The following is a 23619-nucleotide window of genomic DNA, read 5'->3' as shown; positions in this document are numbered from 1 at the left end:
GCGACGGGGGCATCAGCGACGACGCATCACTCGATCGGCGGCCGCCGTGTGTGCCAGTCCGTCGCCGACTGGAACGCGACGCCGGCGCGGACCAGCACGTCTTCCGAGAGGTGCGGGCCGACCAGCTGCATGCTGAGCGGCGTCTGGTCCGAGGCCATCCCCATCGGCAGCGTGATGGTCGGGCTGCCCGAGAAGTCGAACACCGCCGTGAAGCGCAGGATGTTCAAGAGCACGTTGGGGTCGGCGCCGTATTCGCTCATCTTCGTCAGCGTCGGGATCGGCACCGGCATCGTCGGGATCAACAAGAGATCGATATCCTCGAACATCGCAGCCAGGCTGCCGCTGAACTTCAGCCGCTCGTGATGGATCGCGGCAATGTCGACGCCGCTCGTCGCCCTGCCCTGCTCGATCAACTGTGCGAGATCAGGTCCGTATTCCGACTTCCGCGACGGGTAAGTGTCCAGATGCGCCTCCGCCGTCTCCACCGAGCACATCGCAATCCATTGGCTGACGAGCTTCTGGTAGGGCGGGAAATGCACCTCGCGGATGTCGGCACCGAGATCGGCGAGCGTGCGCTCGGCTTGCACCAGGGCGGTCACAACCTGCCGGTCTATACCCTCCTGGGTGTATCTGCGATCGACGCCGATCCTCAAACCCCGGATGCTCTCACCAACGCCGGCCAGATAGTTCGGCACCGGCGCCTGCAAGGCGGTCGGGTCGTTGGGATCTGCGCCTGCGATGACGCCGAGCATCGCCGCGGCGTCCGCAGCGCTGCGGCACATCGGTCCGACGTGATCGAGCGAGTCCGCCAGCGGGAAGACGCCGTGCCGGCTGACGCGGCCCCAGGTCGGCTTGATGCCGGTCAAGCCGCAGGTCGCCGACGGAAACCTGATCGAGCCGCCGGTGTCGCTGCCGATCGACCCGTAGCAAAGACCTGCCGATGTCGCGACGCCCGATCCGCTCGACGACGAGCCGACCCAATAGTTCACATTCCAGGGATTGAGCGGCGCCTGAATTGACGGATGGTGGCTGGTATAGGCCCCCTCCGTCATCTTGAGCTTGCCGAGCGTCACCGCGCCGGCGAGTTCGAGCCGGTCCACGATCGTGGCGTTGAAGGACGGCACGAACCTGGCGTGGATCGCGGTGCCGCCCGCGGTCGGCGCGAACGTGGTGTAGCAGAGGTCCTTCAGCCCGATCGGAACACCATGCAGCGGACCACGCCAGATGCCCTTGGCGATCTCCGCGTCGTGCTGCTTCGCCTGGCCCATGGCCCGCTCCGCAAGCACGTGCGCGTAGCCGCGAAACTGGCCGTCCAGCTTCGCGATCCGGCCGAGGATCGCCTCCGTGATCTCCGAGGATTTTGCCTCGCCGCGGCGAATGAGCTCGGAGATCTCGGTGATCGACTTGTAATGCAATGGATCCGCTGACATGTCGCTGTGGCCCCGCCTAGAACTGCACACCGCGCGTCAAGGCGCCGTCGACGACGAGGTTGGTCCCCGTGATGAAGCTCGCCGCCTTGCTCGCCAGGAACACCGCTGCGTTCGCCATCTCCTGCGGCGTGCCCATGCGGCCGGTCGGGTTGAGCGCCAGCGCGGTCTTGTACAGTTCGGGATTGCCGTCCTTGATCATGTTCCAGACGCCGCCCTCGAAATAGGTGTTGCCCGGCGACACCGAGTTGGCGCGGATACCCTTGGCCGCGAGCTGATAGGCAAGGCCCTGGGTGTAGTGGATGATCGCGGCCTTGAACGTGCCGTAGGGACCGCTGGCGAAATCGACCTCGCGCCCCGAGACGCTGGAGATGGTGACGATCGCAGCGGCGCCGCTCTTCTCGAGATACGGCATCGCCGCGTTGACCAGCCGCACCGTGCCCATCATGTCGGTGGAGAATTCCTTCTCCCAGCTCTCCTCGTCCTGCCCGATCGAGAGCGCGCTGACATTGGCGACCACGACATCGATACCGCCGAGCTTCGACGCCATGTCGGCCACCCAGGCCTTCAGCGCCGGCCCGTTCGAGACGTCGACGGCGCTACCGAACGCCGCCACGCCCTTGGCCTTGATCGCGGCAACCGCCGTGTCGACATCCGCCTGATTGCGCGCGCAGATGCCGACATTGGCGCCCTCGGCCGCAAACGTGTCGGCGATCGCCCTGCCGATGCCCTTGGTGCTGCCGGTGACGAGAACCTTTGCTCCCTTGAGTCCCAGATCCATATCCATTCCCTCCGTTATTATCGATTATGGAACGCGTACTTCCTCACCAGGTGGCGCGGCCGATCACAGTAACAGCTGCGCGCGGACATTGTCGGCATTGACCTCCTCACCGGCCAGCGATCGCATGATCTTGCCCTTTTCCATGATGTAGCAGCGCTGGGCGATCTCCAGGATGGTGTCGAGATTCTGCTCGACGAACACGATCGTGGTGCCGAGCTCGGTGCGGAACGACTTCAGCGCCTCGCAAATGTGCTGCACGATCGACGGCTGGATGCCCTCGGACGGCTCGTCGAGGATCATCAGCGCCGGATTTCCGATCAGCGCCCGGCCGATCGCAAGCTGCTGCTGCTCGCCGCCCGACATGGTGCCCGCGATCTGCCGCCGGCGCTCCTTCAGGCGCGGAAAATACGCGTAGACCAGCTCCGGCAGCTTCTTGCCGTCGGGGCCGCCGATCAGCTCGCCGACCTGCAGATTCTCCTCGACGGTCATTTGCGGGAACACGTCGCGGCCCTGCGGGATGTAGCCGAAGCCGGCACGTGCCCGCGCATCGGCCTCGAGCTGGGTGACGTCCTGGTCCATGAAGCTGATGGTGCCACGCCAGGTTTGCAGCAACCCGATCAGGCAGCGCATCAGGGTCGATTTGCCGACCCCGTTGCGGCCGATCACACCGACGGTCTCGCCGCGCGAAACCGACATGCTGACGCCCTGCAGGATCGGCGTCGCGCCGTAACCCGCCCAAAGTCCCGATACATCCAGAATGCGCTCAGTGGGCATGGGTCTTACCCAGATAGATTTCGGCGACCTTCTCGTCTTCCAGAATGGCGTCGAGGCTGCCGCGCGCAAAGATCTTGCCGAGATGCAGAACGGTGACGCGTTGCGCGACCTGACGGACGAACGCCATGTCATGCTCGACCACCAGCACCGTCATGCCCTCGGCATTGAACGACTTGATCAACTCGCCGGTCTTGTAGGTCTCCTCCGGCGACATGCCCGCGGTCGGCTCGTCGAGCAGCAGAAGCTGCGGCTGCAACGCCAGCGCCATCCCGATCTCCAGCCATTGCTGCTGGCCGTGCGACAGCGCGCCGGCGAGCTTGCCGCTGTCCTCGGCCAGATTGAGCAGCGACAGCAGCCGTTCTTCTTCGGCCGCGCATTCCGCGCCCGAAAGGCGTTCCTGCAACGCGATCTGGATGTTCTGCCGCACCGGCAGTTCCTTGAACACGCTCGGCGCCTGCATCTTGATGCTCATGCCCCGTTGGACCCGCGCAAACGGCCGTTCCGCGGTGATATCGATGGAGTCGAAAAGGATGCTGCCCGCGGTCGGCGGATAGAGGCCGACGATCAGCTTGAACAGCGTGCTCTTCCCGGCCCCGTTGGGCCCGATCAGGCAGTGGACCTCACCGGCGTTCACCGTCAGGTCGACCTCGGAGACGGCGGTCAATCCGCCGAAACGCTTCGATACGCCTTTCACCTCGACGAGTGCCATGGGTCAGGTCTCATCCGATTGCAGACGGCCGGTATCGGCCAGCGCGGGGCCCTCGTCGCGCCGTCGGCGCCTGGTCCACCAATCGACCACGAGCTTGCCGATGCCGAGCACAAATCCTTGCGGCGCCAACATCACGGTGGCGAGCAGAAGCACGCCCATCAGCACCAGCGCCGCCTGCTGGCTGTAGACCGTGATGGTCTGGAAACCGAACAGCAGCAGGAAAGAGCCGACCAGCGTCGCGGTCAGATCGTTGCGTCCGGAGAACGCGACCCACACGATCGGCATCGCCGCCGCCGGCAGGCCGATGCTCGACGGCGTGATGAACTGCCCCCAGGACGTGTACAGCGCACCGCTGAGGCCGGCGAGGCCGCTGCCGATCACGAATGTCAGGAGCTGATACTTTCGGACGTCATAGCCGAGCATTTCGGCGCGTTGCGGATTTTCACGCGTCGCCACAATCACGTTGCCGACGCTCGAGTTCACCAGCATCCGCAGCGCGATGTAAACGATCACGATCAGCGCGATCATGAGATAGTAGAGCGCCGAACCCTCGATATCGAAGCTGCCGACGGTGAGCGGGTCCATTCCCTTCATGCCGTTGAAGCCGTTCAGCCGCGCCGGACCGATATGCCATTCGGGTCCGGCGGTCTGCCCGAGGAAGAACGCAAGCACCAGCGTCGCCGACAACGTCACGATGCCGAAAAAGATACCGCTGATCCCACCCCAGATCATGAAATAGCCGAGGATTCCCGCCGCGATCATCGCAATGACCACCGAGAGGACAAGCGCTGCAATCGTGGCCGTTCCGCCGCCCATATCGATGGCAAGCACGCCATAGCCGTAGCCGGCGATGCCGAAGAAGAAGGTCTGGCCGAACGACAGCATGCCGCCGTACCCCCACATCAGGCACAGCCCAAGCGCCATGAAGATCCAGATCAGGAAGTAAGCGAAATTTCCGACATCATAGGAATCGGCGAACAGCGGATAGATCAGCGCGCCCGCCAGCACGGCCAGAAAGCACGACCAGAAGATTTTCCCGCGTCCGAGCGTCTGCGGGCCGTCGAGCAACTTCAACATCAGAAATTCCCGTTTAGCGCCCACGACGAACCAGCACGCTGGAAAGCCCTTCAGGCAGCACACGTATGATCAGGATCACGGCAAACAGCATGCCGATCTGCCCGATGATCTGGCCATAGCTCGCATTCAGCGCCATCCGGATCATCGCCAGGAACACCGCGGCCGGCGCGGTTCCGAGCAGAACATTGGCGCCGCCGATCACCACGGTGACAAAGCTCTCGACCACGAAGGTCGCGCCCATGGTCGGGATCAGCGTCATGGTCGGCGCGTAGAGCGCACCGCAGAGGCCCGCCAGTGCGGTGCCGATCCCGAAGCTGATGGAATAGATCCGCCCGGTTCGTGCTCCCAGCGCCTTGGCCATCGCCGCGTTCTGCATCGTGGCGCGCGCAACCACGCCGAAGCGCGTCTTCATGAAGATGATGTAGAGCCCGGCCAGCACCGCCACCGCAGCGCCGAACAGCACCAGGCGGTAGGTCGAGAACGTGTAGCCGCCGATCGCAAAGCTTCCCTCAGGCGTGCCGATGCCGCGCACCGCGGAGCCGACGATCAGCAGCATCGATTGCGTCACGATCAGGCTGAGGCCCCAGGTGGCAAGCAGCGAGTCAAGCGGACGCTTGTAGAACCGCCGCACGATCAGCAACTCGACGATCATGCCGATGATCCCGGCCGTCACCGCGGCCAGGATCTGGGCGATCGGGAGCGGCACGCCGAGATTCACGAGGCCCACGGTGACATAGGCGCCGCACATGATGAACTCACCATGCGCCATGTTGATGACGCCCATCATGCCGAACACGATGGCAAGGCCCGCCGCGGACAGGATCAGGAACGCGAACACGTCGGCGAACTGATAGAATACCGAGAAGAGTTCAGCCGACATTCCGCTCTCCGTGATCACGGCGCCGCATCATTGCGGCGCCGGTTCGCCTGGAAGTCATGACGCACGACACGAGCAAGATTCGTGCCCGCGTGCGTCACGATTTGCTGGGAAGATGACTCGGCGTGTACTGATCCTTGTCGTTCTTCTTGGTGAGGTCGCAGCCGATCTCGCCCAACCAATACGGCTGGATCGTCCCGTAGTCCTTCTCGACGGTCACCTCATGCTTCGGCCCGACCGAGATCAGGCGCATGCGGTGAGACGTATGCTGGCTCTTCGGATCGATGCAGACCTTGCCTTCGGGAGCGTCGATACAGGCGTCGCCTGACGCGATCACCTTGCGCATGTCATCGAGCTTGGTCGATTTCGCCTTCTCGACCAGCGCCTTGTACATGTAGAGCGCGTTATAGGCGTTGTAGCCCATATCGTTGATGTAGAGCTCGTCGGGGAACTTGGCGTGCCAGCGCTTCTTGAAGTCGTTGGCTTCGGGGGTGTCGATCTCCTCGAACCAGTTCGCAGTCGCATGCATGTTGTTGAGCGCCGGCGGCTTGAACCGCTTGTGCTCGAAGCCGAGCATGACCTTGATCGACGACCCCATCGGCAGGTTGAGATTCGCGGCTGCCGCCTGCTCGAAGAACGAATCCTGCGCGGCGCCGACATTGATCGTCAGCAACCAGTCCGGCTTCGCCTTCTGGATGTTCTGGATCGTCTGCGCGAACTGCGACACACCGAGCGGGATGAATTCCTCGCCCACCACCTCACCGCCGAGGTCCTTCATGATCTTCCGATTCCACTCTGCGGAGATCTGGCCGAAATTATAGTCTGCCGCGATAACGTAGACCTTCTTGCCGAACTTCTGGACCATCCAGGGGATCAAGGTCGAGAACTGCTGCTCCGGCACCGCGCCCATGCTGACCATGCTGGCGTCGCAGACGCCGCCTTCATACTGGTTCGTATAGAAGTACGGCGTGGTGGTACGATCGACGATCGGACGCAGCGCCTCGCGCGAGGCAGAGGTGATGCCGCCGATCAGCACGTCGACCTTGTCGCGATTGAGCAACCGCCGGCCGAATTCCTGATAGCGGGCATTGTCACCTTGGGGATCAAGGTGAATCAGCTCGATCTGCCGGCCGAGAATGCCGCCGCTCTTGTTGATCTCCTCGACCGCCAGCTGCGAGCCGTGCAGCTTCGGCATGCCCATGAACGCGAGGTCACCGGAGACGTCCTCCAGCAAGCCGACCTTCAGCGGCGGTTCTGCCGCCTGCGCGCTACCTATTGCCGCCGTTCCGAGCACGGCAGCAAACAAAACCATTCCGACTATACGCCCCGAATTCATCGCAATGTTCCCTGTCGTTGAGGATGTTGGAAGTCACGCCTTGAGGTAATTCTTCAGGATCGACGCACCCATCGTGTATTTGGGGTCGACCATGTTGCCGAGCCGCATGCGGCCGGCCTGACTGAGCAGCATGTAGGCATCGATCTCATCGAAGCCGTAATCGGCGCTCATCCACCGCACCAGCTCGCGATAGGCGATCCGCGCCGCGTCTTCGAGCGGCCGCGCGCTGCCGATCGTCATGATGAAGTCGCGCGTCTCGAGCCGCGGCCAGGCGAAGCTCCAGTTCTTGATCAGGTCGACCTGCAGCGTCACGGTCGCGCGCTGCTCGAGCGCAACGCCCGAGAGTTCGCCATCACCCTGGGTGGCGTGGCAGTCGCCGACATAGAGCAGCCCGCCTTCGGTGTGCACCGGAAAATAGATGATCGCGCCGGGGGCGACGTCGGGCAGGTCCATGTTGCCGCCGTGATAATCGGGCTGCAGCGAGGAGATCGCCTCGATCTCGGGCGACACGCCGATGGTGCCGATGAACGGCTCATAGGGCAGCGTGATCTTGTCGTTCCAACGCACACCGTTGCGGTCGACATGCAGCTTCTTGACGCGTTCGGGCAGCGGCGGATTGAGCAGCGCCGTCGACGCCGTCCCGACCAGGCCGCCGAACTCCGGAATGATGCAGGTGGTCCCGGCGGGCTGCGCGCCACGGGTCTCGACGTCGCGGATATAGACGGCGAGGCAATCGCCCTTCCTGGCGCCCTTCACCGCGATCGGCCCGCATTGCGGGTTCAGATAAGGGAAGTTCAGCTTCGCCGTGGGGCTGTCGCTTTCGCTGGTCAACACACCGCCGAAGGCATCTTCGGTCTCGACGACGACAACTCCGCCGGGATCGATCGACAGTGTGGGCTTGGCATAGGGTCCATAGACGTAGTGGAAACCGCCCTGTTGCTCGATCGTCAGACTATGGGTCGTGCCGGTCGCGCCCTTGGCAACGGCGCGCTTGGCCATGATGGAACTCTTCAACCAATCTTCGGTCATGCGAACGGCTCCTCCTCAACTCAGATCGCGGGATGGCGCTTGTGCCAGTCGGTGACGCGCTGGAAGGCATCGCCCGCGCGGACGAGGCTTGCTTCGTCGAAGTGCCGTCCGACGAACTGGAAGGCGACGGGACCGCCGTTCGGCGCGAAGCCGCCGGGAAGCGTCACGGTCGGGCTCCCCGTCATGTCGAACGGACAGGTGAAGCGCAGCAGCCCGGTGATCAGCGACGGGTCCTCACCCAGCGCCGCCATCTTGGCCAATGTCGGCGCAGCGAAGGCCTGGGCCGGAACCGCGATCAGATCGACCGTCTCGAACAGCAGCCGCACGGCGCCGCGGAACGCTTCGCGCCGCAGCACGATCTTCTGATAGTCCATGCCGGACTGCGTCCGGCCGAGGTCGAGCAGGCCGGCAAGCGCCGGACCGTATTCGTCCTTGCGTGCCGGATAGGTTTCTTCGTGCGCGACGGCCACCTCGATGCCGCACAGCGGGAACCAGTCCTCTATCACCGCCTTCGGATCTGGGAACGTGATCTCCTTGACCTTCGCGCCGAGATCGGCGGCAACACGCAGGCCTTCGCTGAGCACCTTGCCGGCCGCCTCGTCGGTGCCCTCGCTGGTCCAGCGCCGATCGACCCCGATCGTCACGCCGCGCAAATCTCCGGTTAGACCAGCAAGATAGTCGGGCACGGGCAACGGCACGGACGTGGTGTCCTTCGGATCCTGGCCCGCGATCACGGCGAGGATCGCGCCGCAATCGGCCGCACTGCGCGCCATCGGGCCGATGTGATCGAGCGTCGCTGCGAGTTCGAAAGCGCCGTAACGGCTGACGCGGCCCCAGGTCGGCTTCAGCCCGGTGATGCCGTTGGCGGCCGAGGGAAAGCGGATCGAACCGCCGGTATCGGTTCCCAGCGAACCGAAACAGAGCCCCGCCGCGGTGGCGACGCCGGAACCGCTCGAAGACGCGCCGGACCACAGATCGGCGTTCCACGGATTCTTCGGCGGATCGATCTTCGGGTGATGATCCGCATAGGCACCTTCGGTCTGCTGCAGCTTGCCGAGGATGACAGCACCGGCCTGCTTCAGTCGCGCGACCACCGTAGCGTCCTCGCTCGGACGGAAGTCCTGGTGAATGGTCATGCCGTGAGCGGCCGGCGCGCCCTTGGCCCAGCACAAATCCTTGACGGCGATCGGCACGCCGTGCAGCGGCCCCTTGATCTTGCCGGATGCGATCTCCTTCTCGGCTGCGGCGGCTTCGGAAAGCGCTGCATCACCCATCACATAAGCGTAGCTCTTGAGCCGGCTGTCGAGCTGCTCAATCCGCCCGAGCATCGCCTTGGTCACCTCGACCGGCGAGAGCTTCCTGGACTGGATTTGCTGCCCGACCTCGATGAGCCCGAGATAGTAAAGATCCGTCGTCGACATCGTTTCTCATCCCCGCACTTGGCACGACGCAAGCGCAGGCACTGCCCACCACCGCGCATGCGCCTCCGGCTTGGCGACACGGGTGTGTCGCCAATTGATTTGGCGGCAAAAGCAAAAAGCCACCCGCCCCTCCAAAACGAAGGTGACGAATGGCCCAAATGCCGCGGCTATGATCTATCGCTAGGGTCCAGGATCGAACGGAGCACTCTGCGCGGCGATCGGGACGTCATCGGCCAAATCGACGCACGCAAGGTTCGACAGGAAGCCCTGTAGGAGAAAATTCTAAGGAGGTGTGCAGCGCGTTGTCAACGAGGCCGGCTGCACAAATTTCGCAACGTGCATGCGCAGCAAAACGGCATGACCACTTGCACCGACCTCTGCGAAGATGGTTTCCTTCGAGAGTTGCACTGAAAGTCGTCGATGACAAAGCCGTCCGTTCCCGTTGGCATCATCTGCTCGCAGCACGGGCCTTATCAGGCCATGGGGCGCGAGATCCTCAAGAGCGCCATGATGGCGGTCGACGAAATCAACGGCCAGGACGAGTTCGACTTCGCGATATCTGCGCATGTCCGCGATCCCCGCGGAATCATTTCGGAATACCATACGGTCTGCGACGACCTCATTCGCAATGTCGGGGTCGAGCACATCATCGGCTGCTACACCTCGGCGTCGCGAAAGCAGGTGCTTCCGATCGTCGAGCGCACCGACCGCCTGCTGTGGTATCCGGCGCGCTACGAGGGCTTCGAATGCTCCGACAACGTCATCTATGTCGGTGCCTCGCCCAATCACAACGTGCTGCCGCTGGTGCGCTACGTGCTCGACAATCTGTCGCGCGAGATCTTCTGCGTCGGCTCAAACTATGTCTGGACCTGGGAAACCAATCGCGTCACCCGCGAGCTGGTGACGGCGGCGCGGGGACGTATTCTCGCCGAGCGCCTGCTCGAACTCGGCGAAAGCGCGGTCACGCACATCGTCGACGAGATCGTGCGGCGCCGGCCGCCGGTCGTGTTCAACACGCTGGTCGGCAGTTCGAGCTATGACTTCATCCGCGCCTTTCATGCCGCAACCGCCGCGGCAGGCCTCGACATCCCGATGCTGAGCTGCAGCCTGTGCGAGCCCGAGCTCAAGATCGCAGGCCCGGCATCGGCCGGCTGCATCACCTCGTCGGCCTATTTCGAAAGCATTCGCCTGCCCGAAAACCGGGCCTTCGTCGCGCGCTGGAAGGCGCGTTACGGCGAACACAGCAGCCCATCCGTGGACGGGCAATCAGCCTATGTCGCGGTCTATCTGCTGGCCCGCGCACTACAGCGCGCCGGCACATCCGACATCGGCGAGGTGCGGCGCGCCGCGGCCGGCCATCGCTACAATTCGCCGCAAGGTCCGGTCTGGATCGACGGCAGCAACAACCACTGCGTCCTGACGCCGCGGCTCGCGGTCTCCAACGCCGAAGGACAGTTCGACATCTTCTGGGAAGCTGAAGCTCCTGTTAAGCCGGATCCCTATCTGACGCAGCTCGACATCGCCGCCAGCCCCGCAAGGGATGGAACGTTGCCGAATGCGCCGCACTTGCGGGTTGTGAAATGAGCAAGCCGTCTTCATTTTCGCTGCGCGGACGCAAGGCGCTCGTTGCCATCAAGGACGAACGCGACGCCACGATCGTTAGGCGGCAGTTCGAGCGTCTCGGCATCGACATCGTCACATGGGATGGCGGCGCCCACATCGACTGCCGTCCGGACGTGGCGCTGATCGACGACGAGTTCCTGCCGCTCACCTCGCCGGCCCAACGCGCGGCGCTTGGACGAAGCCCGGTCATCGCCCTGCTCGGCACCGAGACGCCGAGCCGCCTGAAGCTGGTGCTCGACCTCGATCCGGCCTCGTTCCTGGTCAAGCCGTTGCGCTCCGCCGGTATCTATGCTGCGCTCGTGCTGGCCTTCGAACGAAGCGAACGCACCAGCGAGCTGAAGCAGCAGGTGGTGAAGCTCGAACAGCGGCTTCGATCCCGTCGCGTCGTGCTCGCCGCGGTGCTTCAGGTCATGCATACCCATGCACTGGCCGAGCCGGCCGCCTTTGCGCTGATCCGGCGGGCCGCCATGGAGCAGCGCAAGACGATCGAGGAGCTCTCGGCCGAGATCACGGCAAACGGCTCCCTGCCCCGGGCAACCGGCTAGACCGGCATCGCCGGTCTCTCCACGCGCACCGGTCACCGCTTCGCCCGAAGGCGATCTAGTTCACGACCTGCCGGCGTTCATCCGGCGTCAGCTTCTTCAACTGCTCCGCGTTCAATTGGCCGTCGCCGATCAACTGGAAGGCGCTGTTCGGATCGTATTGGCTTTGCTTGTCGTTGCCGCGCCGCTTTTGTTCATCGCCACCGTCGCCGCCGCCGTAGCCGAGCACTTCGACGATGATGACGGAGGGCTGCTCGTTGGTGCGCGGCGGCAGCATGGCGGCTTGCTGGGCGGCTGCGCCCGCCGTGTTCGAGGCTTCGCTCAGGGCGCCCATGTTGGGCGCCTGGACCTGCGGCACGCCGATGACGCCACCCTGCGCCTGAATGTTGGCGGCGTTGACGATATGCAGCGCAGCGATGTTGACGAAACTCGACGCGCGGATACCCGCCTCGCCGGCATCGACGGTACCGAGCGGCGCGATCAGGTCGACCGTTCCGCGCGGTACGTCCGGAATCGGCTGCAGCGTTGCGATGCCGGCGCCGCTCGACGGCACCACCGGCGATATCGTGATGTTGCCGTAGCTGTCGTAAGCGCGCTTGGGCGGCGTGTAGATCACGGTCGTCTTGGCGCCGCGGCCCGCGTTGATGTCGCCCTCCGCCGACCAGATGACGATGTTGCCGCCGAACGTCGTCATGATGCGCGAGAGCCCCATCAGCACGCTGTTCTGCGAATAGAGCTGGATGTTGCCCGCGCCTTGCGTGATGAGGCCCGCGTCGGCACCGGGAACCAGCCCCTCGGTCCCGATCGTGACCCCTCCGCCCGGCGTGAGGAACTGGATGTCGCCGCCGAAATCGGTGTGAACGAAGCCGCTTTGAATCGCGTAGTTCGCGTTGCCCGGCGTGCCGGTTGCCGCGGTGAATATCGTGATGTCGCCGCGATAGGCCGCTCGGTCCGGGAACAGCGCGGCGATCGCCTCACGCCCGCGCAGATAGGAGCCGGCGCGCGGGCCGCCGACCTCGTTGTATTCGCGCCCACCCGCGGTCAGCTCGGCATAGTAGACCTGCCGCAGGAAGATGCGTTGCTGTTCGCCCGGCAGCGCGAGGAAGTAACCGAGCGCATCGCCCTTGGCTCCGCTGTAGCCGAAACGCTCGGTCAGCCAGGCATAAAGCTCATCCCCGTAAGTCTTCGCCACCTTGCCGTGCTGGTCGGCAAGCGGCCCGGCGCCAGCGAGATTACTCGGATCGAGATAGAGTTTGGCAAAGCCGGTCCAGTCGACCTGGCCGACACCGACCTCGCCCGCCCCGACGCCGGCCTGCATGACGACACCAGCGCCGGGCCGCTTGTCACCGGCGGCCAGCGCTCCGATGCTTTCGACTGTCGCCGCCGATCCCTGGTAGATGTTCCTGGCCGCGGTGATTTCGAACGTTCCCGGGCCGGCGATCGCCCAGCCGCCATTCACCCCGGAATCGAGTCCGGGCCAGCCTGCATAGATGATGTTGCCGCCGGCCGCGATGGTGGACACATCGTTGGGATCGTTGTGGAGGATCAGGCCCTTGGTATTGACGATGTCACCGCCCGCCAGCATCCGCAGCGGTCCCGCCGCCTGATAGTAGACATTGTTGACGCCAAGGCCGCCGATGGTGTTGCCCACCGTAATGGCCTGCCCATAAGTGATCCCGGTGATGTCGCCGCTCACCGCGTAGATGCGCGCGGGATCGCCCTGGTTCTGCGCAGGATTATCCTTCACCGTGTTTGCACCAAAGGCGAAGGGGTACCCGCCCGTCGCGTAGGAGTAGACACCCAATCCACTAATCATGTCGTTCACTTGAGCGAAATTGCCCCAGTAATTGGAGCCTGTGATGACCAGTCCCCCCGGTTGGTTGATCGAGATCGCCCAAGCGGGCCGGAATGGTGTCGCGAGAGCCGACGCCGGCGCCATCGACGCCCCGATGGCGTTCGTGGTGCTGAAGATCGATCCTTCCGCCAGCATTTCGAACGCGCTGCCGTTGTCTGACGGCAGCAACATCCCACCCATCGAATTGTAGATGTTGCCGTTCGCGGCGATCGCCCGCACGTGCGACGGCAGGAACTGGAAGCCGAATGCCGCACTGCCTGGCGCGAGCGAACCGCCCGCGGCGAACATGTTGACGGCGGTTTGGCCCGTCCACAGCGTGAACCAGCTGGCGCCCAGGCCGCTCGTGCTGCCGTTATTGGCGGCCGTCACGCCGGTGACACCGACAAGGCCGGGATCGAGGATGGTTCCGACAGCCAGATCGCCGCGTGCACGGATGTTGATCGCGCTATCGCCCGGTGCGAAATCCCCACCAGCGGCCGTGATCATGGAATAGGACGTCAACGGATTGATCGGCCGCGGATCCGCTCCGTTATCATTGCGGAGGTTGTTCGAGACGAGGCTGCCGAAATCGCCCGTCGCGACATCCATCGCACCGCGCAGATTGACGAGTTGATTGCCGCCCGTGCCGATATCGCCCGCTTTCACCGAAAGCGTGCCGCCGCCGGTCTGCACCAGGCTGCCGTCGGCCATCACACGGCCGCTGCCACCGACAGCGACGACCACACCACGACCGGCGCCGCCAATCGTGCCGCCGGCCTGCAATGTGGCATTGCCGCCGCCGAGCGTACCGAGGCCGGAGAAGGCTGAAAGTCCCAAGGACAAGATGCTTGGGTCACGGATTTGATCGAGCGTATAGCTGCCGAAATTGATGCCCCAGGCGGTCGTCTGACCAATCTCCGAGCCACCCTGGCGCCATAGCCACGACCCAATCTGATTCGTACCCTTCGTCAGCGCGCCGCTGACATCGCCTTGCGCCACCAGCAGGAAATCGCCGCCACGCTCGGGATAATACATTCGCTGCGAGCCGAGCGTCGCTTCATAGCTGGCATTTGCCGATCCCAGCACGGTGCCATCGGTCACCGTGCCGCGGTCAAGGTTGTAGTCAGCATTCGCTGCCGTCCCGGTCTCCCTGATCGCGGTGCCGGCCGTGTAGACGCCGAATGGTGTCTGCTGATCGTAATTGCCCCCGGCCAGAATCTCGAGGTCACCTGTGCCGGTGCGCACGACGCTGACGCCCTGCGTGGTCGGTTTGTTGACGGTGACGTTATACGGATCGTTCAACACCACGTTGCCCGAGCCGGCCAATGCGGCGACCGTTTGCAGCGCGCGGCTGTCGGCGCTCGCGAGATCGGCACCGCCGACCAGGCGCATCGACCAGGACTGCGTGCCCGCCGCAAGCATCGGGGCGATCGGCCAGACCTGGCGATCGCCGGAACCGATCAGGTTGACGTTCGTCATGCCGGCCGGCAACACGGTGCCCTTCGGAAGCGGCGTATCCGCGGTGAATGTGTAATCTCCGAACAGGGTAAGGCTGGTCCCCGCCGGCAGTGTCACAGGCTCAATCACCAGACTGAGCGATGCATTGATGAAGACCCTGCCGGTGAGATACAGGCCCTTTTCGAACACGGTGCCGGCCGGAAACACCGTTCTGGTGGGGATCGTATCACCCGGGTTGTAAATCCTGTCCGGCGTGATGATGCGCCCGCCATGCACTATCCTTGCGGGATTTGGAGGTCCCAGCACCGTGAAGTCCTCCGCCAACGTGATCGCGACGGGAAGCGGATTTGCGGCGTCGGGGCTCGTCTGGACACTGCCGCCGACGAGATTGAGCTCCATGTTGATCGTGCCATCGCTCGGAATGGTCGAACCTTTGCCGAGGACCTCCCCACCCTTCGTCACATAGGCGTCCGACAGCGTTCCGGAGGCAATCACCGTCACCGCATCGGGCGATGCCGGCGGCGGTGCGAAACCATCCGTGATGCTGCCGTTGATCTTGAGATCGCTGGCGGCGCGGACCACCAGCACGCCCGGTTCGCCCGAACCACGCACGGCCGGATCGGCATTCGGCCCATAGCGATAGGCGGAGAAATCGAGATCGCCCTTGGTCGACAGATCACCGCTCGAGGTGATGGCGACGCCGGGCCGCAGATGGAAGGCCGAGCCATAGGCCGCAAGCCCGGCCAGGCGGTTCTGCAAATCGCCATTCTGGAGCGCAGCAATGATGAATGCCGTGCTGTCATTATGCAGGCCGTCGAGATAGGCCTGGTCGATGATGCTGCCGCCCGGCAGGTCGTAGGTGCGGAAGCCGTTGATCGCGATGCTGCCGGCACCGCGAAAATTGAGCGGGCCACGCGCATCGATGGCGATGTCGTTGGCGCCCGCACCGTCGCCGCCAGCGCCGCCGCGGCGCGGCGCGTTGAGCTCGATCTTGCCGCGCGAGACGCCGTCCGGTGAGCTCATGTCGATGGTCGCACCGGCAGCCAGCGTCATGGTGCCGTGCGTGGTGGTGAGTTCGACATGGGCGGTGTTGTTGGCCTCGATCGGCGCGCCGTAGCGGTCGGCCTGCAGCACATTGCCATGGACATCGAGCACGGCATTCGCGCTCAGTCTGAGATCGTCGCGCGCGGACAGACGGATGGTGCCCGGCCTGGCCCCGCTTGCGTCGATCTTGCCGTCGACCGTGAGGCTGCCCTGATCGACCGAGATCGTCAGGTAGCGCGCCTTGACGCTGTCACCGATCACAAGGCTGCCCTGCCGGAGGTCAAAGCTGCGGGCACTGAAGAAACCGGCATCGTTGAGCTTGGCATTCAACGCGGCGAAATCGCCGAAATTCTGCGCCGCGACCGTGAACTGTCCGCTGTCGTAATCGCCGGTCGACGATCCCCTGAGCGTGCCGGCGAACGAGACCTGCCCATGCGCCGCTTCGATCGCCTTGGCCGTGATCGAGCCCGCGGCATTGTAGGCGGCGGAGACATCGATCACCGAACCCGCGTTCTGGATGATATTGCCGCTGGTGGAGCTCAGGATGAGATCGCCGCCCCAGCTGAACCTGGTGACGTCGAAGAAGGCAATGCCGCGGCCCGACAGGTCGACGGTCGCGTTTGCGCCGAGCACGACGTCATGCGTCGCGTTCAGCGTCAGCTTGCCGGACGGCAAGGCGAACGCGGTGTCGACAAAGACGCTGTCGCCGGTGAAGGAGAGCGTGCCGCCGAGATCCGTCACACCACGCGTATCGGCAGGAGCGGCCCCCGCCGGCGCGACCAGCCGCAAGGCGGCGCCCGCGCTGACATCGAGCTTGGCCCCATTGCTCGCCGTGATCAGCGGGGTTGCGATGGTGAGGGCGCCGCCTTGCAGGGCGCCGCCAGCGTCCTGGCTGAGCGCCACCTTCAGCGTGCCATTGCTGTTCGAGGTGATGCTTTTCGCGGCCGTCAACGTCACATCGGTGAAGCCGAGCGCAAGGCGGCCCGGCGTTGCGCCATCGGTCGGCCTGCTCAGCGAAGCATCGTAGCCGAACAGAATCTCGTTTGCCGTGATCGCGAGATGCCCCGCCCCCGTGCCGGGTCCGCCGGGCACGACAGCGCCGGGCGCCTGGCTGCCGTAAGGGATGGTACCGCCGTTGCCCGTGCGAATGCCGTTCCAGACCAGTATGTCGGCAGTGATGCCGGCGGTGTCGCCAGCGGCGCCGAGGCCATAAATGGCCGGCGTGTTGAGAACGAATTTGAGGGAGCCTGAGGAGGCGCTGCCCTGGCGCGTGGTGTCGAGATCGACCGTTCCGATCAGGTTGAAAGCGCCGCTTGCCGTGATGATGAGCTGTTCGAGCGCAGGGCTGCCGGCGGTCGTCGACGGCCGCAGCAGCTTGTCGAGCACGCTTTGGGTGAGATTCCATCCCGCCGGTAGCTGGCCCGCAGCCTGCGCTGCCGCCAGTGTTGCCTCGGTGCCGACATTGACCCGCTCTTGCGTGACGTTGAGATAACGCGCGCCGAAATTGACGTCGCCCATGGAGAGGCCGCCCGGCGCGGCTAGCACCACACTGCCATCGGTCAGCAGCGACGCGCCGCTCGCGATATTGATCTTGCCGGATCCGACAGCATCCAGGAACTGGAATCGGCCGTTGGCGACGGCGAGCACGGCCGGCCGACCGTCCGTCGGACTGGTCGACGTGGAGTCTACGTTGCCATACGTGTAGCCAAGCGTGGAATCGATCGTATTGCTGCTCAGCCCGCGCGTATCGATGATTGCGCTGCCTGCCATATTGACCGTGCTGCCAACCAGGAACACCTGCCCGGCCCGGATGCTGGCGCCATCGAGCAGATTTACGGTCACGTTTCCGTCGAAATAGATTTGGGCACCCGCCCCGGGATTGTTCTGCACCGAATACACGCTGGTGCCACCCAGCAGGAGTGTGGATGCCCTGAAGGCATTGATGTCGACGCTGGAGATCGACGTATGACCGGCTATCGGCGTTGCGCCCGGCGCCGTGATGTCAAGCGCAGCGGTCGACGAATCGAGAGTCGACGGCCTGACCACCAGCGTGCCGTCGACGCCGCCCTTGGCGCCGTTGAACAGGGCCGTACCGGCGAACGTCAATGCTTTCGCATTATCCAACTGAGGAAGGAGACCGATTTCGAGAACCTTGCCGTCCTCCGGCAAACGCGGCCGGAACCCGCCGAATGTGGCAGCCTGCGTGCGTTCGAAATCGGCATAACCGATCTCGTTGTATTGCGAATAGAGCCGCGTGGCCTGGCCGGAGGTAACGATTACCCGCGTCGGCAGCGTGTCCTGGATTGCGGTGTTGGCGACGCCGAGATAGCCCGACGTGACGACGGTACCATTGCCCGCAGCGACGGGGCGCATCACGGTTGTTCCGGTCGAGCCGAGCTCGACGCGATAACCGCCGGGCAGCAGTGCATAGCTCGACGGCAACAGCGTGTAGGTGCCTGCGGGCAGTCCGGGCACACCTGAAGGAAGCGTGATCTGCTGGCCGATCACAGGATCACCGGCGCCATTGGTCGCAATCGACGGTGCGTATTCGGCCGCATAACCGGGCAGGATGGCATAGACCTTGTTGCCGGGAGCGCTATAGCCGTTGATCGGGTTGGCATTGACGAGGGCTGTCTTCAGCACATCGACCGAGCCGCCACGACCGGAGATGAAGCCTGCTCCGGTGAGCGTCCCACCACCGGACAGATCGAGCACGGACCCGGGCTCGCCGACAACAGAGGCGGCGTTGATCGAAATGCCGCTCGCAATCATGAGGCCGCTGACATGATCGTCGTAGGAGGCGCTCGCCAGATTATGCAGCGTGCCGTCCGCGCCTTGATAGGTGATGCCATCGGAGGTGCCGCCAAACGGCATAATCAATCCGGCCGCGCTTGCGGAGGTGATGCTGCCGCTGCGGAAGGTGATATGCGCGTCAGGTGCCGGGGGATAGAACGGACCCTTGTCGAGGCGTGAATTGTTGAACCAGATGCGACCAAGCGGTGCGCGAACAACGCCGCCCTGATCAATGTCGGCGGCAATGAGAACCAGATCGCCAAAGGCCGAGGCCGGTACCGGTGGCGTTTCGTCGTTATTGCGCCGGATGACGAGACGGGCGTCTGGGTCATACGCGGCGATTGCCTCATTCGGACGGAGCCCAACCTTGATCAGCGCCAGCGCGCCGCTCAGCGGATAGATCTGGTCTGCGGTCAGTGCGAGATTTTCAACATTGAGCTCGCCAGTGCCGAACCTGATATCGCCCTTGCTCTGCAACGCGACCTGATGAAAGCCGCGGGCATCGAATGGAAGGCTGACGGGACGCCCGATGTCCACGGCCCCGCTGCCCTGTTGGCCGGTGGCGCCGAACTGGACCGGCCCGTACACATCGATCAGGTCGCCTGCGATGGTAAAGCTTCCGCCAGCCGCCGGATTCCGGACGCCGACATTGTTGATCCCGGGGGAATATCCCACCGCCGTCTGCGAGTCCTCGGCGTTGTAGACGCCATCGAGACGGACATAGGGCGCGGACAAATGAATCGTGCTGTTCGGCGTGTTGGGTGCCGATGTGATGACACCGCTCGACAGACGAAGGCTGCGCGACAGGCTGAGGCCCACATTGCCGTCGAAGACGAGAAGATCGCGCGTATAGAGCGCGAGAGCGCCGAAGCCGCCCTTCTGGACCTGGTTGACGCCAATCACCGCCCGCCCGAATTGCAGCGCCGGATCGGCCTGACCGGGCGACAGATCGGCACTCAAGCCGCTGCCCGGAGCGTTTTGCACGAGCGTGATATCGCGCGACCGCTGGAATTCCGGAGGCAGGTCGGTGCTGGCATGGGGCGAACTCGCGTTCGGCTGCCCGACGATGTAGCCACGCCACGACATGGTCAGGTTCAGCGCGCCGCCGGACGCGCCGCTGCCGCCGGCCGCCGCGCGCAAGGTGCCGTCGAGGGCCATGCCGAAGCTGGAATAGAGCGAGATCGTCCCGCCGTCACTCGCGGCAGGTGTCGGGACATAGTTGTTGCCGCTGAGCACGTTGACCACCGCAGACGACCCTGACGCGTCGATCAACGCGCCGGGGCGAACGATCACGAAGGCGTCGCTGACGACGGGGTATTTTGGATCCAACGCGCCGGTGCCGCCGATGCGGATCGTGCCGCCATCCGGCACTGCCGTGTAGGAAACCCCGCGGACATCACGCCCCACCGCGTTGCGCGCCGAGACATCCAGCACCGCGTCGTCGCCGATCCAGAACGAGCGGGTCAGGCCGAACTCGCCGTAACCCGAATTATACCGGCTGTCGCCGGGCGCATCCTGGAGGCTCGTGATCAGGATATTGCCGGCGGGCGCCGTGATCGCGCCGTCGATGACGGTCTGGCGATTGGCGAAGATCGAGACTGAACGTCCCGGATCGACGTTGATGGACGCGCCCTTGGCCAGCGTGAAATCATGCAGGCTCCAGAACGTTACATCGGCGCCGACGCGCTGCGTGGCGCTGCGCTTGAAGGAATCGATCGTGAACCTCTGTGGCGTCCAGAGCTCCGCAGCATCCGAGACGAGGCTCCCGCTGGGCGCGGTATAGCTGCGCTGGGTAAAGCGATAGACCGGCACCTCGGCGTCCACGCGCATGCCTTCGCCGATCTCGATGCCCGTGTTGCTGCCGATGTTGTAGGTAGTGAAACCGGACCGGAATATCGCGGGATCGAGCACCAGCGCATCGGCCGGCGCTTCGCCGATCGCAATCTCCTGGCCTGCGTTCAGCGTCAGCGTGCCGCCGCCGCTGAATCCATACGCGCGAATTGCGCCATCAAGGATGAGCGGGTTGGTGAAGAACTGCGTCCAGGCCAGATGCGAATAGTCATTGGCCACGAGGCTGACATTGCCGCCCTTGCCGCCCTGCGTCTTGCCGGTCGTCAGGATAGCGCCACCCGACGACACGTCGATGAGCGATCCGCTCGCGAGCGTGATGCCGCCGGTCGTCGAAACGATGAAGTTGCCGCCATCCAGATGCGCCCGGCCCGATCCATCCGTTCCGGTCTGTTCGTTGCTCCACAGCCCGCTGAGATCAACGGCAACGTTCTGGCCGACCGTAGCCTGCGCCTTGCCGTTCGCGTCGTTCAGCGCCCACCATTGCTCGTTCTGGTTCTGGCCGAACACGGCGTGCATGAGGTTGGTCAGCGTCACACTGCCACCATGCGCCGTGAGGTTTGCGCCGAGTTCGACGTGCGGCGCCGCGAAGATCACTTGCGCGCCGGGCGCAAGCTCCAGCGGCGCCTCGACCAGGATTTCCTTGCTGCTCGCAAAGTTGAGACCGCCCAGTTTGGCGGCATTGAGCGCGTCAGAATTGAAGAATGCAGTCCCGATGCGATCGTCGGGCAGGACCGACGTGGCGTTCAGCGCCTCGGTGATCCCGGGCGTCTGGCCGAAGACGACGCGCGCGGCGGATGCAGCGGTAAGGCCAAGCCCGGAATAGCCGCCCAGCGCGAGCTTGCCCTGGAGCGGCGCAACATACTGCGACAGCTTGTAGCCGTCGGTGACGCCGTCCGGCCGTGCCGTCGTCTGGCGTGAGCCTGTGACGACGTCGGCAACGATGTTGGCCTCGAACAGCGCCGTCGGCGTCGACAGAATCAGAGAGCCGGCATCGCGGCCGATGGTGTAGCCATCCTCCCAGCGGCTCGTCACGCGACCCTTGCCGAACGGGCTGGTCCAGATTTCAGTCAGATTCGACGCAACCTTGCCGCCGAGCTTGTGCTCGTGAACAAAACCCCCGCCGAAGCCGTAGAACTGCACGTCGGCGCGTGCCTGCCCGACACCGTAGACGCGGCCGTCCGCCCCAAGGAAATTGGTGGTGCGGATATAGCCGCCTTGATAGCTCACCGAGCCGCCGGAGACGTCGAACACCGCTCCCTTCTGCGCCACGACTTCCTGCGCCGACAGCGTGACGGAGCCGCCGACCGCGGCCCATTCGCCGATCCGATGGGCGGTATTGGCGAGATATCCGGAGACCTCGAGCAGGCCGCCCGGCGTGTAGTAGCGGTCGGTCGCATAACCGCCGGTGCCTGCCGGCACCAGCACCAGGTCGCGCGCGTCGATCCAGACGTCCGCGTTCTTCAGATTGCCCTGATCACGATTGGCGGGCGAGTCGCGCAGCTCATTGCCTTGTACGTTGATCGGCAGGTTATTGGCCGACATCGGCAGCAGCACGCCGCGCACGCCCGAGACGTCGACGATGGATCCGCTCTCGGCGAAGACGCGATGGCTGGCGCTGACCGCAACCTGGCCGCCTTGCGCCTGCGTGGTCGAGCTGTCCTTGAAGTTGACGGTGCCGCCGCTGACGATTTCGATCCGTCCCTGGTCGAGCCGGTCGGCGAGCTGTAACAGGTTATCGAACTGGGCGTTGGCGACCGGGGCGTGGGTGAAGGCCTTGGAATCGGCGACCAGCTGGCTGCGCTGGCTGTCGAGCGCGGTGTCGCTGCTGTCGAGCTCGGGCAGGATTGCGGTCAGGCTGCCGCTGCCGAGCGTGATGCTGCCGGCCGCATCGGAGGCTGAATTCAGCAGGTGTATCGTGCCGCGGGTGTTGACTGAGGTGGTGGCGACAAGCAGCCCGCTCTGGGTGATGCTGCGGCCCGCGAGCGTGATGTCGCCTTGCTGGGTGAAGATCAAACCTGAGTTGCCAACAGCCGCGATCGCGTCGCGAACGATCGGCGAGATTTCGTTGCCGCGCGTGGTCGAGGCCTGGTTGGCGTCGGTGCTGTAGCCCGGGCGCAGCAGGAAGTCGTTGCCGGCGGCGAGTTGCACCTGGCCTCGCGGCGCGCTGATCGAGCCGGCGTTGTTGACCTCGGTTCCCATCAGCAGGACGAAACCGCCGCCTTGCGTCACCGAGGATGGCGCGTTGGTCGTGATCAGCGCGCCGGCCTCGACCGTCACGGCACCGCGGGCCCCGGTGAAGCTCGGCACGTATTGGCCGCCGGCTTGCTGCGCGTAGATGCCGTTGGTGAGGAACTGGGTATCGGCGATGTTTGCAGTCGAGGCGATCAGGGAGCCGACATTCACCTGGCTCGCGCCGCCGAAGATGATGCCGTTCTGGTTGATCACATAGACCGAGCCGTCGGCCTTGATATTGCCGAGGATCTGGCTCGGCGCCGTGCTGCCGACCACGCGGTTGAGCGCCACCCAATTCGCATTGCCTTGCTGGTCGAAGGTCAGCGTAGTGCGTGCGCCGACGTTGAACGAATTCCAGTTGAGGAGCGCCTGCGCCCTGGTCTGCCGGATGCCGACCTGGGTCTGGCCGGCGGCATCGACCGCCTGCGTCGGCGCATTGGCACCCTGCCATCCCGGCGCCGCCTGCAGGCCACCGGGCGTGAGACCGTTGGGTACGGCGACCTGCGGCAGCGTCGCCGAGCGCTGCGAGGCCTGCGCGGAGCTCCGCGCCGCATTCTGCAGGGCCTGCATCGCCTGGATGGCGCGCGTGGCCCGCGCCGTCGCATCCTGACCTTGCTTGGCCGCTGCTGCCGCATCCTGCGCAGCCGATTGCGAAGCTGCCATCGCCGCAGCCGATGGTGATGCTGTCCAGGCCGATCCAAACGGGCGCGCGGCGACCGGCGCATTGGCAAGAAGGGCCGCGACGCTGACGCTGCCAAACAATGCAGCGCGAACGGTTGCGCCGGATAGAGACCTGGAGAAGCGGGGAACC

General features: G+C 64.6%; 12 protein-coding genes. 2 read left to right on the top strand and 10 right to left on the bottom strand.

Features of this window, described 5'->3' with window-relative positions; translation table 11 throughout:
• Window positions 1-26 precede the first annotated feature (26 nt).
• From H8A92_RS03055 to H8A92_RS03015, 9 genes are all read right to left on the bottom strand, one after another.
• Window positions 27-1430: an amidase gene (locus H8A92_RS03055; RefSeq protein WP_229194382.1), complete on the bottom strand. Its 1404-nt coding sequence runs from the start codon at window positions 1428-1430 to the stop codon at window positions 27-29.
• A gap of 16 nt (window positions 1431-1446) precedes the next feature.
• Window positions 1447-2208, bottom strand: coding sequence for an SDR family NAD(P)-dependent oxidoreductase (locus tag H8A92_RS03050; RefSeq protein ID WP_229194381.1), 762 nt, complete (start codon window positions 2206-2208; stop codon window positions 1447-1449).
• Window positions 2209-2271: 63 nt separating this feature from the next.
• Complete coding sequence (locus tag H8A92_RS03045; protein ID WP_229194380.1) at window positions 2272-2982, bottom strand: ABC transporter ATP-binding protein; 711 nt, start codon at window positions 2980-2982, stop codon at window positions 2272-2274.
• A complete protein-coding gene (locus tag H8A92_RS03040) occupies window positions 2972-3691 on the bottom strand; it encodes an ABC transporter ATP-binding protein (protein WP_229194379.1) in 720 nt (239 codons plus the stop codon). The genes H8A92_RS03045 and H8A92_RS03040 overlap by 11 nt, the downstream gene beginning before the upstream one ends.
• A gap of 3 nt (window positions 3692-3694) precedes the next feature.
• Complete coding sequence (locus H8A92_RS03035) at window positions 3695-4768, bottom strand: branched-chain amino acid ABC transporter permease (protein WP_229194378.1); 1074 nt, start codon at window positions 4766-4768, stop codon at window positions 3695-3697.
• Window positions 4769-4781: 13 nt separating this feature from the next.
• The gene (locus tag H8A92_RS03030) at window positions 4782-5648 is read right to left on the bottom strand and encodes an ABC transporter permease subunit (protein ID WP_229194377.1); all 867 of its coding nucleotides are present in this window, start codon (window positions 5646-5648) and stop codon (window positions 4782-4784) included.
• 94 nt (window positions 5649-5742) lie between these two features.
• On the bottom strand, window positions 5743-6957 hold the full coding sequence (locus tag H8A92_RS03025; protein ID WP_229194376.1) for an urea ABC transporter substrate-binding protein: 1215 nt from the start codon (window positions 6955-6957) through the stop codon (window positions 5743-5745).
• A gap of 57 nt (window positions 6958-7014) precedes the next feature.
• Window positions 7015-8010 carry an acetamidase/formamidase family protein gene (locus tag H8A92_RS03020; RefSeq protein WP_229194375.1) on the bottom strand — a complete coding sequence of 332 codons (996 nt, stop codon included), beginning with the start codon at window positions 8008-8010 and terminating at the stop codon, window positions 7015-7017.
• 20 nt (window positions 8011-8030) lie between these two features.
• Window positions 8031-9431 carry an amidase gene (locus H8A92_RS03015; RefSeq protein ID WP_229194374.1) on the bottom strand — a complete coding sequence of 467 codons (1401 nt, stop codon included), beginning with the start codon at window positions 9429-9431 and terminating at the stop codon, window positions 8031-8033.
• A 420-nt stretch (window positions 9432-9851) separates the two neighbouring features.
• Between H8A92_RS03015 and H8A92_RS03010 the strand changes: the two genes are divergently transcribed.
• Together H8A92_RS03010 and H8A92_RS03005 are read left to right on the top strand one after the other, a co-directional pair.
• Entirely contained in the window at window positions 9852-11015 is a 1164-nt protein-coding gene (locus H8A92_RS03010; protein WP_229194373.1) for a transporter substrate-binding domain-containing protein, read from the top strand.
• Window positions 11012-11599, top strand: a complete 588-nt coding sequence (locus H8A92_RS03005; protein WP_229194372.1) for an ANTAR domain-containing response regulator — start codon at window positions 11012-11014, stop codon at window positions 11597-11599. The genes H8A92_RS03010 and H8A92_RS03005 overlap by 4 nt, the downstream gene beginning before the upstream one ends.
• A 55-nt stretch (window positions 11600-11654) precedes the next feature.
• On the opposite strand, the gene H8A92_RS03000 is transcribed toward H8A92_RS03005, so the two are convergent.
• Window positions 11655-23471 (bottom strand): filamentous haemagglutinin family protein, encoded by an 11817-nt coding sequence (locus H8A92_RS03000; protein WP_229194371.1) that lies wholly within the window; start codon window positions 23469-23471, stop codon window positions 11655-11657.
• Between the last annotated feature and the right edge of the window lie 148 nt (window positions 23472-23619).

Origin of the sequence: Bradyrhizobium acaciae (assembly GCF_020889785.1) — a bacterium.
GTDB classification, from domain to species: domain Bacteria; phylum Pseudomonadota; class Alphaproteobacteria; order Rhizobiales; family Xanthobacteraceae; genus Bradyrhizobium; species Bradyrhizobium acaciae.
This window is presented reverse-complemented; position numbering and strand designations above follow the sequence as displayed.